The 12,441-nt window shown below is 61.0% G+C and carries 10 protein-coding genes and 1 tRNA gene; 5 read left to right on the top strand and 6 right to left on the bottom strand.

From position 1 onward, the window contains the following. Positions 1–351 precede the first annotated feature (351 nt). Complete coding sequence (locus V7756_RS08345; protein WP_335609698.1) at positions 352–1,671, top strand: Na+/H+ antiporter family protein; 1,320 nt, start codon at positions 352–354, stop codon at positions 1,669–1,671. A gap of 97 nt (positions 1,672–1,768) precedes the next feature. Here the strand turns inward: V7756_RS08345 and V7756_RS08350 are convergent, their stop codons facing one another. Continuing rightward, a complete protein-coding gene (locus V7756_RS08350) occupies positions 1,769–3,403 on the bottom strand; it encodes a methyl-accepting chemotaxis protein (RefSeq protein WP_335609699.1) in 1,635 nt (544 codons plus the stop codon). A 323-nt stretch (positions 3,404–3,726) separates the two neighbouring features. Here V7756_RS08350 and rloA3 point away from each other — a divergent pair, with 323 nt between their 5' ends. Next, positions 3,727–4,392 carry a retropepsin-like aspartic peptidase RloA3 gene (rloA3, locus tag V7756_RS08355; protein ID WP_335609700.1) on the top strand — a complete coding sequence of 222 codons (666 nt, stop codon included), beginning with the start codon at positions 3,727–3,729 and terminating at the stop codon, positions 4,390–4,392. Between the two features lie 53 nt (positions 4,393–4,445). Here the strand turns inward: rloA3 and V7756_RS08360 are convergent, their stop codons facing one another. The 3 genes from V7756_RS08360 to V7756_RS08370 all read right to left on the bottom strand — a co-directional run bounded on the left by V7756_RS08360 (position 4,446) and on the right by V7756_RS08370 (position 6,055). Next, on the bottom strand, positions 4,446–5,018 hold the full coding sequence (locus V7756_RS08360; protein WP_335609701.1) for a DUF2058 domain-containing protein: 573 nt from the start codon (positions 5,016–5,018) through the stop codon (positions 4,446–4,448). Positions 5,019–5,060: 42 nt separating this feature from the next. Then, positions 5,061–5,270, bottom strand: a complete 210-nt coding sequence (locus V7756_RS08365) for a DUF2897 family protein (RefSeq protein WP_335609702.1) — start codon at positions 5,268–5,270, stop codon at positions 5,061–5,063. A gap of 152 nt (positions 5,271–5,422) precedes the next feature. Then, positions 5,423–6,055, bottom strand: a complete 633-nt coding sequence (locus V7756_RS08370) for a TetR/AcrR family transcriptional regulator (protein WP_335609703.1) — start codon at positions 6,053–6,055, stop codon at positions 5,423–5,425. Between the two features lie 108 nt (positions 6,056–6,163). On the opposite strand from V7756_RS08370, the gene V7756_RS08375 reads away from it, so the two are divergent. The 3 genes from V7756_RS08375 to V7756_RS08385 all read left to right on the top strand — a co-directional run bounded on the left by V7756_RS08375 (position 6,164) and on the right by V7756_RS08385 (position 10,514). Further along, positions 6,164–7,249 carry an efflux RND transporter periplasmic adaptor subunit gene (locus V7756_RS08375; RefSeq protein WP_335609704.1) on the top strand — a complete coding sequence of 362 codons (1,086 nt, stop codon included), beginning with the start codon at positions 6,164–6,166 and terminating at the stop codon, positions 7,247–7,249. Continuing rightward, positions 7,246–10,281 (top strand): efflux RND transporter permease subunit, encoded by a 3,036-nt coding sequence (locus V7756_RS08380; RefSeq protein WP_335609705.1) that lies wholly within the window; start codon positions 7,246–7,248, stop codon positions 10,279–10,281. Before V7756_RS08375 ends, V7756_RS08380 begins: the two co-directional genes overlap by 4 nt. A 156-nt stretch (positions 10,282–10,437) precedes the next feature. Continuing rightward, a tRNA-Asp gene (locus tag V7756_RS08385) sits at positions 10,438–10,514 on the top strand. 170 nt (positions 10,515–10,684) lie between these two features. On the opposite strand, the gene V7756_RS08390 is transcribed toward V7756_RS08385, so the two are convergent. Both V7756_RS08390 and V7756_RS08395 read right to left on the bottom strand, forming a co-directional pair. Continuing rightward, on the bottom strand, positions 10,685–11,974 hold the full coding sequence (locus V7756_RS08390; RefSeq protein WP_335609706.1) for a PQQ-dependent sugar dehydrogenase: 1,290 nt from the start codon (positions 11,972–11,974) through the stop codon (positions 10,685–10,687). Continuing rightward, positions 11,971–12,414, bottom strand: a complete 444-nt coding sequence (locus tag V7756_RS08395) for a DUF2231 domain-containing protein (protein ID WP_442908982.1) — start codon at positions 12,412–12,414, stop codon at positions 11,971–11,973. Before V7756_RS08395 ends, V7756_RS08390 begins: the two co-directional genes overlap by 4 nt. Positions 12,415–12,441 lie beyond the last annotated feature (27 nt).

Consider the following 12,441-nt stretch of genomic DNA (forward strand, 5'->3'; position numbering starts at 1 on the left):
CTGAAGGTGGGCCTTACGACGATAGTATTAACGTCATCAAAGTGTCATTGCAGCTCAAGCAGCCCTGGAGGGCCGGAGGCTCGTTCTTGACGGCTCGGTGCATGCTGTTGCTGTTGTTGGCGAGGCAGGTGGGGCGGCTCGTACTTTAGTCTAGTGCCGGTTGAACAGCGGCTCGAAGGAAGCTGACGCAGGCCTGGTTGGTACTCGTGACGACCCTGGCAAGGTCTAACATCGCGTAGCCTTCGGTCGTTCGTTTTTGACAGCAGCGGCGGCCTTCGGCAGAGTACGCGACCTTCGGGATTGCTGCGCAAGCGTGCAGACAATCGAGCCTTGGTCTGTTGGAGAGCGTGAATGAACGCGGTCGTTGCGGCAGTTGCCGTCATGTTGGTGTTGAGTCTGTGCCGAGTACACGTGGTGGTGGCTCTTATTCTGGGTGCGCTGACCGGTGGTTTACTCGGCGGGCTGGGCTTGCAGGTGACCCTGGATACCTTCCAGGCCGGCCTGGGCAAGGGGGCCAACATTGCCCTGAGCTACGCGCTGCTGGGCGTGTTTGCCGTGGCTATTGCCAAGTCGGGGTTGGCCCATGCGCTGGCGGATCGCGCCCTGCAGCTGGTCGACCGGCAGCAGGACAGCGGGGCAGGGCTGCTCAAGCTGCTGATGCTGTTGCTGCTGGGTGGGGTGGCCATAGCCTCGCAGAATATTCTGCCGATCCATATCGCTTTCATCCCGCTGCTGGTACCGCCGCTGCTGTATGTCATGGCGCGGCTGAATCTGGATCGCCGTGCGGTGGCCTGCGTGCTGACCTTCGGCCTGATCACGCCCTACATGTTTTTGCCGGTGGGCTTTGGCGGGATTTTTCTGAATGACATTCTGCTGGCCAACGTGGCGGAGAGCGGGGCCGAGGTGGCGGGTTTGAATGTGATGCATGCCATGGCGCTGCCGGCACTGGGTATGCTGCTGGGCCTGTTGGTGGCTGTGTTCATCAGTTATCGCAAGCCGCGTGAGTACGACGTCGCGCGCATTCGTCAGGTCGAACGCATGGAAGGCGGTTACAGCCCGCTCACGTTGCTGGTGGCACTGGTTGCCGTGGTGGCCGCCTTCGTCATTCAGCTGTGGCTGGACTCGATGATCATGGGGGCTCTGGCTGGCTTCGTGATTTTCTCGGTCTCGGGCGTGGTGCGCTGGAAGGACGCCGATGGCGTAGTGACCGAAGGCCTGAAGATGATGGCCATGATTGGCTTCATCATGATTGCTGCGGCCGGTTTTGCCGAGGTCATGCGCGCCACCGGAGCCATCCAGACACTGGTGGACAGCTCGGCTGACATCATTGGCGACAATCGCGCGCTGGCGGCGCTGCTGATGTTGCTGGTGGGGTTGCTGATCACCATGGGGATCGGCTCTTCCTTTTCGACCATCCCCATCATTGCCGCCATCTACGTGCCGCTGGCCATGCAGCTGGGTTTCAGTCCGCTGGCCATAGTGGCGCTGGTAGGGACGGCCGCTGCTCTGGGTGACGCCGGCTCGCCAGCTTCGGATTCAACGCTGGGACCCACCGCCGGCTTGAACATGGATGGCCAGCACAATCATATCTGGGACACTGTGGTGCCCACCTTCCTGCACTACAATCTGCCCTTGCTGGTCTTTGGCTGGGCTGCAGTCATGGTGCTCTGAGGCTTGAACGTCAGCCAGAAAAAAGCGCGCAGCGGATAATCCGCTGCGCGCTTTTTTATTGGTTGCCTTCCGGTTTGCGTGGCGCCTGAACTGAAGGTTAAACGCGGAAACGTTTGAGCAGCTCGTCTATCTGCCGGCCCAGGCTGGCCAGGTGTTGCCCAGCCTGCGCGGTCTCTTTCGCCCCGGCGGTGGTTTCGCGCGCCAGTTCTGCCGCTTCGGTCACATTGCGGTTGACGTCTTCCACCACGGTGGACTGCTGCGTGGTGGCGCTGGCAATGGAGGCGTTCAAGGCAACCAGCTGCTCCATCGAGTGGGCAATCAGTTCCAGTGCCTTGCCGGCTTCGTTGACCTGTTCCACGCTCTGCTGCGAATGGCGGCTGCTTTCATTGATCACGCCGACCACCGTTTGGGTATTGGTCTGCAGCTTGCTGATCATGTTGTGGATTTCTTCGGTCGACTTCTGGGTGCGCTGGGCCAGATTGCGCACTTCATCAGCGACTACCGCAAAGCCGCGACCCATCTCGCCCGCCCGCGCGGCCTCGATGGCCGCATTCAACGCCAGCAGGTTGGTCTGCTCGGCAATATTGCGGATAACATCCAGTACCGAGGTGATCCCCTGGGCATCAGTAGACAGGGTTTCCATGTGTTCCACCGCCGTCTGCACGCTGGTGGACAGCAGATTGATTTCCTGGATGGTCTTGTCGACCTGATAGCGCCCATTGTTGGCGCCCTCGTTGGCGTTCTCGACTTCCTGTGCCGCGGCGTTGGCGTTCTGCGCCACATCCTGTACGCCGTAGGTGATTTCGTTGATGGCCGTGGCCATCAGCTCCATACGCTCGGACTGGTTGTTCATGTCGCGTAGACTGTTACCGCTGATCTGGTCCAACTGGTGGCTCGAACTGATCAACTGACGTGCGCTGTCACCCAGTTGCTGAATGATCTCGCTCAGGTTGCGGTTGAACTGATTGAAGTAATGTGCGATCTGCGAGACCTCATCATGGGCGCCATCATCCAGACGGCGGGTGAGGTCGGCTTCGCCACTGGCCACGCCGCGCATGGCGTCGACCACATTGGTAAGCGGTTGGGTGATGCTACGGCCAATCAGGTAGAGCAGCACCACCATGATCAAGGTGACCAGGGTCATGATGATGACCGAGCTGGTGACCGCGCTGTGGAACTTGGCTTGCATGTCGTCGATATAGATACCGGTGCCGACCATGTAGTCCCATGGAGCAAAATGCTTGAAGGCGGCAATCTTCGGCGTGCCTTCTTCTTCGCCGGGTTTTGGCCAGTTGTATTCGAAGCTGGCGGTGCCCTGGCTGCGCGCGAGGGCGACCATCTCGCTGATCACGTTGACGCCTTCGGTATTGCGCATGGTGGTCAGGTCGACACCCACGGTCTGGGGCGCCAGGGGGTGCATGATCATGATGTTGTTCATGTCATTGACCCAGTAATACTCGTTACCGTCGTAGCGCAGCGCGCCCAGTGCGGCCAAGGCTTCCTGCCGGGCTTGCTCGCCTGTGAGCTCGCCATTGAGCTCCTTCTGGTGGTAGAAGCTCATCAAATCGTGCGCCACCTCGACCAGGTGCGTGGCCTTGGTTATCTCGCCCTGGCGGATTTCATGGTGCAGGTGAGAGAGCGAGACGCCTTCCATGATCAGGGTACTGGCCAGTGCAATAATCAGGATCAACCAGATTCGTTGACTGATTCGAATGCTGCGCAACAGCTTCATCTACAACCTCCATGCACTCAATGGCATACGACTTCTGTTTTATTGTTGTCTGCGGTAGGGACTTGGCTGACCAAGTTCCGGTACCGAACATATCGGCAATACCCTGCATAACCTGAGCGATATTTTATTGGCAGCAGATGATGTCAATTTGACGTCATGTTGCGACGGCTTTCAAGTAGCAATCGGTTTCTGTGATTGGTCGATATAAGATAGGCCGCTGTTATCTATGTCAGATGACAGCGAGGTGCCACACTGAGCGCCTCCCTGCGGGCACTATTTCAGCTCCGATCAGTCTATTGGGTAGTTCGCGATAAGGATCTCTCATGCAGTCAGTTTTCAAGGTTATGTCGTTTTCGGTATGTATGCTCATGGCCTCGGGCAGCGGTTTTGTCCTGGCAGGCGATGATGATGGGGCGGATGAGGCTGGCCGCCAGCACGAAGCGCAGGTAGTCGGCTGGATCGAGAAAGGCCTGATCATGCCGGAGCATACGGCGGTAAAAATCAAGGTCGACTCGGGCGCATTGACCTCTTCCATGCACGCGGTCAATCTCGAAACCTTCGAGCACAAAGGTAAGCCCTGGGTGCGCTATGACGTGCCGGTAAAAGATGCCGATACCGGCGATATGGTGACCATGCAGTTCGAGCGGCCGGTTTTTCGCCGCATTCTGGTGCGCGGCGCCGGCGGATCTGATCGTCGCCCGGTAGTCAAAATGTCCATCTGCATGGGCGATCAGGTCTATGAAGAGCAGTTTTCCCTGCGTGACCGCGGCGACATGACCTATCCCGTGCTGATCGGCCGGCGCACCATCGAGCATATTGGTCTGATCGATGTGTCCGAAACCTTTCTGCTCAAGCCGAGCTGCTCACAGCAGGAGCACGAGGAGGAGCGCAACAAGCAGGAGCGGATGAAGGACGACGAGAAGCTGGTGGACGATAGCGAGATCGATCAGCCGGAACAAACCGAAGAAGAGCTGGAAGCGGAAGAGTAATGCCTGGCATGTGAAATAACCCGGTAGCGCAAGCGGCTACCGGGTTACTTTGTTTACCACATCAGATCGTCGGGTACCTGGAAGGCGGCATAGGGATCGTCCTCGGCCACGGCCTCTGCCTTGTTCTCGGCTACGTAAACTGGCCAGTGCGGCGCTCGTTCCCGTACCTTTTCGGCGATCTCCAGCGGAATCAGCACAAAGTTGCCGGACAGCCGGGTAATGCCCAGGCGGCCGCGGCTGAGTTGATCGAACTGCTCCTTGGTGACGTGAATCTTCTTCACCTTGTTCTTGCTGACAAACTGGTAGGGTTGCTCGCCGCCGCTGCGATCCAGCTTGCTGTTTTCCACCATCTGCTTGACCTGGGCTTCGCGCTCCTTGCGGGCGGATTCTTCCTGGCGCTGCTGGTTCAGTTGGCGGTCGCGTTCTGCTTTCTCCGCACGAGCTTTGGCAATGGCCTGGCCATTGTCCTGCTCGGGTTCGGTCTTGGCGGCCTTTTTCTTGGCGCGTTGGGCTTGCTTGAGTTTTTTCTCATCAACCAGACCGGCCTTGAGAAGTTGAGCTTGCAGTGAATTGACCATGATCTGTAACTGTCTTGTCGGCGGCCAGGGCGCGGGGGTCCCCAGCACGCAAATGAATCCATGCCGCGTTGGCGGCGTTGCGCCGCTAGTCTAGCGCTTTTCTTCCTGCGCTTCCTCTGCGGCAAGCTCTGCCTCGCGCGCTTTTACGCGCGCTATGGTTTCCTTGCTGACCTTGTTGCTGCCAGCATTATCGCGCAGCATGAGGAGACTACCGATGATGCTGCCCAGAGCCAGCAGCATGAACAACCATCCGTACCAGGGCATGGTGTCGATCCTTTGTGGTGAAGATGTGTTCATCATGGTCGCTCCGGGCGCACATGGCAAACCAGGAACCGGTAACTGGTCTCATTGGACGGTGTTGTAGTGCGCATGGCTGATCGATCCGCCCCGTTGCATGATTCGCAGCGCATGCCTGGATTCACGCGCCAGGCCGATGGCGCCTCTGACCCGACTCAGCCGCGCAAGGACTGGGTGAGCATCTCTATGGTGTAACCAATCAGCTTTTCCGGTTCGGGCTGATTGGGCAGGCCCGCGCTGTCCTGCCGCGACTGCATGATCACGCCGTGCAATGCACCACGCAAATAGTAGGCGGCCTGCAGCGCGTCGCCCACCCGTTCGGCGCTGAGACTGCCGTCGCTGACCCCCAGTTGCAGTGACTCGACCATGCAGGCCATGGCCAGTTCGCTGCAGCAGGCCAGTTCCTGGCTCAGGTCGTCGGGGTCCGCCAGGTGCGCGAAGGTACTGGCATTGGTCAGCACGTCGAAATAGTCGGGGCGTTCCAGCCCGAAGCGATAATAAGCCCAGCCGATCTCCTGCATCTGCTGCCGTCCGTTGGTACCTGCGACCTGCGCGGCGCGAAAACGCTCCAGCAGGCTGTGGCCGGCCCGTAGCATGATGCCGCGCATGATTGCTGCCTTGTCCTTGAAGTAGACATACAGCAGGGCACGGCTCAAATGGGCGTTGCGCGCGATTTCATCCATCGAAGTGCGCTCGTAGCCCTTGTTGAAAAAGCACGTTTCTGCGCTGTCGAGAATGCTCTCGCGGCGCTCCTGCTTTTCCCGTTCTCGTCGCTCATCCAAGGTCATTCGATTACCTGTAAGGGGTCGATACAAAACCAGTCTGTGCGCTTGTTGACAAAGTGTCAATAACTGACAGTATGTAAAAAGGCAGGGTATAACTGGAGCGGATTTCCGATGGCAAGTGTAATCGATGGTAGTGGGTACCGGTGGCTTGGGCTGGTCGCGCTTGCGGGGCTGCTGGTGGGACTTGGCGGCTGTGAGGATACGGCGGCGGTTACCAGCCCCGGAACCTCGGCGGTGGCGGTTCGCGTGGCTGATGTGGTGGCAGCGCCTGATGCCGAACCCTTGCGCTTTGCCGGCAGTGCCAGGGCCCAGCAGCGCGCCAGTCTCACCTTTCAGGTGGGTGGGGTATTGGCCACCCGGCCTTTGCAGATAGGTCAGCAGGTGGCCTCTGGTGAAGTGTTGGCCACACTTTACAACCCCCAGCTCGAGCCGGCTCGCGATGCCGCCCGCGCGAGGCTGGCAGAGTTGCAGGCCCAGGCCGGGCAGGCGCAACGCGACCTGGAGCGAGTGGAGCAGCTGTACCAACGCGGCGTGTTGTCCGAGCAAGCGCGCGAGCAGCAACGCGCTCAGCTGGAAGCCATCAACGCGTCGGTGCGCAGCGCGCGCGCCAGCCTGCAGCAGAGCGAACAACTGAACCGTGAAAGCGTGCTGCGGGCGCCCTTTGCCGGCAGTATCGAGAATCTGCTGGTGGAGCCTGGCGAGTTCATCACTGCCGGCCAGCCAGTGCTGCAGATGGCGGCTGGCAGCGGCATGGAAGTAGAAATAATGGTACCCGCAGCGTTGCTGGAAGGCCTGGTTGTTGGGGCGCCCCTCCCAGTGTGGAGCACGCTGGACAACCGTGAACTCATTGGCCGCATTGCCGAGATCGGCCGTGGCGCGTCCCAGGGCAGCGTGCTCTATCCGCTGGTGGTGAGTCTGGAGGCTGACGTGCAGTCAGGTGCCGCGCTGGAGGTGGGGCTGGCGCATGCCGCTTCGTCACAGTTGACCGTGCCGCTCGCTTCGATCATGCGCTCGGCGCAGGGGGTCTCGGTGTTTCGCATCCGCAACGGCCAGGCCGAGCGGGTAAGCATTGCAGTTGCCAGTTTGCAGGGGGAGAGGGCGCTGCTGGCTGGCGATAGTCTTCAGCCGGGCGACCAGGTAGTTTATGCCGGGCTCAGCCGCCTTGCCGAGGGCGATGCCGTGGAGTTGCTGCAGTGATCGCCCGCATGCTGCTGCGACCGCGGCTGTTGGCAATGATGGTGGTCATGCTCTCGCTGCTGGGCATCGCCTCTTATCTCACCATGGCCCGCCAGGAGGATCCGAGTTTCCCCTATCGCGCCGGCATGATTACCGTCGTTTACCCCGGTGCGGTGGCTGAATCGGTCGAGCGCCTGGTGCTGGAGCCCCTGGCAGACGAGCTTTCGCAGGTTGAAGAGATCGATTTCACCACGGCCACCGCGCGCACCGGCGTGGCGCTGGTACAGGTACGGCTACTGGACAGCATCTACGCCACCGAAGAGGCCTGGGACCGGGTGCGTCAGGCGATGAGCCGCGCCGAGCTGGAGTTCCCTGATGGCGTGCGCAGCATGGCGCTGGATGACCGTTTGATCGATACGCCAGCGATAGTACTGGCGCTGCGCGGCGATGCTTCACTGGTGCACCTGAGTGACGAGGCCGAGCGCCTCAAGCGCCAGTTGATGGACCTGCCCGGGCTTTCACGCATCGAGATCATGGGCGACACCGACGAGCAGATCACCATAGCGCTACGCGATGCTGAAATGAACCGGCTTGGTCTCCCGCCGCAAGCGCTGTCCAATCTGTTGGCACAGCGCAATCAGGTCATTCCCGGGGGCTTTGTGGTGGTGGCGGGGCAGCGGGTAGGGGTCTTGCCGAACAGTGAGTTCATCAGTCTGGACGCCTTGCGCGCGACGCAGATTGCCCTGCCCAGCGGCGGTAGTGTGCCGCTGGTCGCCATTGCTGATATCTGGCGCGGGCCGGCCGAGCCTATGGATGAGCGCGCCTGGTTCGATGGCGATCAGAGCGTGCTGGTCACCCTGGTGGCGCAACGCGGTCAGGTAGACGCAATACGCTTTGGCGAGCAGTTGCGCGCGCGGCTGGACAGGCTGCGCGGTGATTTTGCGCCGCTGCAGATCGACGAGATGTTCTTTCAACCCGATCAGGTGAAGGAGCGTCTGGATGGGCTGGAGTTCAACCTGCTCGGCAGCGTGCTGATCATCGTTGCGGTGATTCTATTCGGCATGGGCTGGCGCATGGGACTGCTGGTGGCGACCATGCTGCCGATGGTGGCGCTGATCAGTCTGGGGCTTTACGACCTGGGTGGCGGTATCCTGCACCAGATTGCCGTCATTGGCATGGTGATCTCGCTGGGCATTCTGATCGACAACGCCATCGTCATGGTAGAGAACCTGCAGGATCGGCTGAATGCGGGCGAGACGCGACGCGCGGCGGTGCTCGACAGCGTGCGCGAGCTGGCCGGGCCGCTGGGCGCTTCAACTGCCACCACGCTGGCCGCCTTCACCCCCATGCTGTTGTCCAAGGGCGGGACGGCGGATTTTACCCGCGGCATTCCGATCATGATCATGTTGACCCTGAGCGTCAGTTATCTGCTGGCGATCAGTGTGGCGCCCCTGTTGGCAGGGCGTTTTCTGCAACCGGCCGCCACGCGCATGAATCCGCGTCTGGAGCGCCTGGCTACCGGATTGGCGCGGCTCAGCACCAACTCGCCCTGGCGGGTAGTGCTGCTCGGCTGTGCCATGGTGCTAGCCAGTCTGGCAATGACGCCGTTGATGAAGCTGCAGTTCTTCCCTAATGCCGATCGACCCCAGGTGGTGATCGAACTCTACATGCCCGAGGGTACGGACCAGCGTCGCACCACCAGCGTGGCGCAACAGCTGGAGGGTGACTTGAGCAAGCAGCCGGGCGTGCTCTCGGTCCACCGGTTTGTGGGCGGTACCGGGCCGACTTTCTACTACAACCTCAACCGCGCTCCGCAGGCGCCCAATCGCGCGCGTCTGGTGGTCAATGCCCGATCCCTGGACGATACCGCGCCGCTGATTCACTGGGTACGCGAACAGGTGGCCAGCAACTGGCCCGAGCTGGACGTGATCGCCAGTACCCTGGGGCAGGGACCGCCGCGCGTGGCGCCGGTGGAGTTGCGCCTTTATCACCACGATGATCGCCAGCGCATTGCCGCCGCCGAGCATCTGTTCTCGTTACTTAAACAAGTGCCGGGCGCGGTGGACGTGCGGCACAATATTGACCTTGGCGTGCCGGTGGTGCGGGTGCTGGTGGACGACGCGCAGGCCCAGCGCTTTGGTCTGAGTCGGGCGGAGGTGGCGCGCACGCTTTTTGGACAGAGCCTGGGGTTGACGGTCGAACAATACCGGCAGGAGCTGGATCCGATCCCCATGCTGCTGCGCTCGCATGAAGGCAGCTATCAGTCGTTGGAGCGGCTGCTGTCGACTAGCGTGTTTACGCCTGAAGGGCAGGCTATTCCACTGACGGCATTGGCGCGCATTGAGCCCGATTGGCAGCCGGCGAGCATCCAGCACCGCGATGGGGTGCGCGTTCTGTCGGTCACTGCCGGCCTGGAGCAGGGCTATAGCTTCAGCCAGGTGCTGGATGCACTACGCACTCGGCTGGAGCAAGCTCCACTACCTGAAGGGGTGCGTATGGAAATCGGTGGCGACAGCGAGGGTTCCGGCGATGCCAACCGGGCGCTGTTTACCACCGCGCCCGTGGGTATCATGTTGTTGCTGTTCTTCCTGCTGCTGCAGTTCAACTCGTTCAGCCGGGTAGGTATTGTGCTGCTGACGGTGCCGCTGGCAAGTGTCGGCGTGTTTCCTGGCCTTGTGCTGTCGGGCTCGCCGTTCGGCTTTCAATCCATGCTGGGCGTGATTGCCCTGGTGGGCATAGTGGTGAACAACGCCATCGTGCTGATTGACGTGGTGGATCAGCGGCTTGCCGAGGGGATGTCGATCAGCGACGCGGTGAGCGAGGCCGTGATGCGCCGCACTCGTCCGATCCTGTTGACGACCGCAACCACTATCGCGGGCCTTTTGCCCTTGGCTTTTTCCAGCTCAACGCTGTGGCCGCCGATGGCCTGGGCAATCATTTCCGGGTTGTTGGCCTCGACGGTACTGACCCTGCTGGTAGTCCCGGCGGTATGTCGTCTGGCGTTGCGCGCGCGAATCGTGCAGCTTCACGCGGAGCCGTCACAGCAGGCTTGAATAGCGTGCTCCCGATAGCTTCGGCAGCCTTCGGGAGCGGCACCACGCGCAGCAATAAATCTCTCGCAAGTGCTTGACTCCCTTGGCGGAATGTTTACAATGCGCGCCTGTTCAGACGCTCTGGAAACGGTGTTTTCGGTGCTTCTGGACTGATGCGCAGCGGTAGTTCAGTTGGTTAGAATACCGGCCTGTCACGCCGGGGGTCGCGGGTTCGAGTCCCGTCCGCTGCGCCATTTCAGATAAACCCCAGTCATTCACTTGGCTGGGGTTTTTTGTGGTCTGCAGATTGCCTCGGGCAGATCGCCTGGGGCGCCTGTCCCGTCTGGTACCGAGGCAGGGCAGCTGATCGGGCAACCCGGGTGTTCCTGGCCGGACCTGCGCCTGCTCGGTTGATCGCGGCCCGTTACTGCGCCCGCGTTACCCGCCAGATGGTATTGGACAGATCGTCGGCAATGATCAGCGCGCCGCGCGGGTCCAGCGTTACGCCTACCGGGCGCCCGCGAGTCTTGCCATTCTCATCCCGAAAACCGGTGACAAAGTCTACCGGGTCCCCGTTTGGACGGCCGTTGCTGAAAGGCACGAACACGACCTTGTAACCTACCGGGTCGGGGCGATTCCAGCTGCCGTGCTCCCCAACAAAAGCGCCTTCGGCAAATTCCGCACCCATGACCTCACTGGAAAAGTCGACGCCCAGAGCGGCAACATGCGAACCCAGCGCATAGTCAGGCTTGACCGCCTCGGCGACCTTCTCCGGCTTCTGCGGGCGCACGCGCGGGTCTACATTCTGCCCCCAGTAGCTGTAAGGCCAACCGTAAAATGCACCCTCGCGCACGGCGGTCAGGTAGTCTGGCACCAGGTTGGGCCCCAGCTCATCGCGTTCGTTTACCACCGCCCACAGCTGATCCGTGCCGGGTTGGATGGTAAGCGCGGTCGGATTGCGCAAGCCGGTGGCATAGGGCTTGTGAGCGCCGGTTTGCGCATCAACCTGCCAGATCATCGCGCGATCCACCTCGGCCGCCATGCCGCGCTCGGTGATGTTGCTGTTGGAGCCGATGCCAACATAGAGGAAGCGCCCGTCCGCACTGGCAGTCAGCGCCTTGGTCCAGTGGTGGTTGATTGCCGAGGGCAGGTCGGTGAGCTTTTCTGGTGGGCCACTGGCCTGGGTCTGGCCTGGCTGATAATCAAAGCGCACCAGGGCATCCTGGTTGGCCACGTAGAGGTTGTTGTCCACCAGCGCCAGGCCGTAGGGCGCATTGAGGTTGTCGGCGAACACGCCCTGGGTTTCGTAGGTGCCATCGCCGTCGCTGTCACGCAGCAGGGTGAGGCGGTTGCCACTTTTTACCGAGGTATTGCCCTGTGCCTTGATGTAGCCGGCAATGACGTCCTTGGGTTTCAGTTTGGGCGCGTTGCCTCCGCGACCCTCGGCAACCAATATGTCGCCGTTGGGCAGGACCAGGGTCTGGCGGGGAATTTTCAGATTGGTAGCTATCGCGGTAATGCTGTAATTCTCCGGCACTGTGGGGCGTTGATCCCCCCAGTTTGCCGGCTCGGCGATGGTCATATTGGGTAACAGGCCGCGTTGCTGTTCGGGTAGTCGCGGGTCGGGGCCGTATTGAGCTGCTTGTTCGTCAGCGGCCTGCGCGCTCAGGGCCACAGCGGTGGTGAGTATCAGGATTCGGCTGGTATGTATCATTGCACACCTCCCACGCGGCGGCTGGAAAAGCGAACGGCGGTGGCGGCGCAGGCCAGCAAGGTTACGATCACCGAAAGAATCAGGCCAGTTGGCATCATGGCCCACGCGTCTCTGGCGTGAACCAGAGCATTGATAAACCCGAGAATCCAGGCGGCCACCAGCAGTAGCAGATAGATCAGGCTGCGTCCGTCTCTGCCGTGCGGGCGAGTCAGACCCAGCAGGGCGCAGACTATCGCCAGACCGGCATAAACCAGCCCGCCGGCAATCAGCCATGAGGAAAAGGTACTCCACTCGATCTGGAAACTCTTGGCATAGGCCAGGTCACTCAGCAGGGCGCCGAGAAACAGCGGCATGCTCCCGGCGAGCAAGATGGCGTGCAGCGGGTGTAGCGGGTACAGGATAACCTGATGCGATCGCTCGTTATGAACAGACACGGTGATCTCCTTATTGTTGGTTTGGCGGGCCAC

The sequence above is a fragment of the Halopseudomonas sp. genome (assembly GCF_036961105.1).
In the GTDB taxonomy this organism is placed as follows: Bacteria; Pseudomonadota; Gammaproteobacteria; order Pseudomonadales; family Pseudomonadaceae; genus Halopseudomonas.

What these genes read in the sequence shown, in the direction of transcription:
- V7756_RS08345 (WP_335609698.1), top strand. Translation starts at nt 352, where the DNA reads ATGAACGCGGTCGTTGCGGCAGTTGCCGTCATGTTGGTGTTGAGTCTG.
- V7756_RS08350 (WP_335609699.1), bottom strand. Translation starts at nt 3,403, where the DNA reads ATGAAGCTGTTGCGCAGCATTCGAATCAGTCAACGAATCTGGTTGATC.
- rloA3 (WP_335609700.1), top strand. Translation starts at nt 3,727, where the DNA reads ATGCAGTCAGTTTTCAAGGTTATGTCGTTTTCGGTATGTATGCTCATG.
- V7756_RS08365 (WP_335609702.1), bottom strand. Translation starts at nt 5,270, where the DNA reads ATGATGAACACATCTTCACCACAAAGGATCGACACCATGCCCTGGTAC.
- V7756_RS08370 (WP_335609703.1), bottom strand. Translation starts at nt 6,055, where the DNA reads ATGACCTTGGATGAGCGACGAGAACGGGAAAAGCAGGAGCGCCGCGAG.
- V7756_RS08375 (WP_335609704.1), top strand. Translation starts at nt 6,164, where the DNA reads ATGGCAAGTGTAATCGATGGTAGTGGGTACCGGTGGCTTGGGCTGGTC.
- V7756_RS08390 (WP_335609706.1), bottom strand. Translation starts at nt 11,974, where the DNA reads ATGATACATACCAGCCGAATCCTGATACTCACCACCGCTGTGGCCCTG.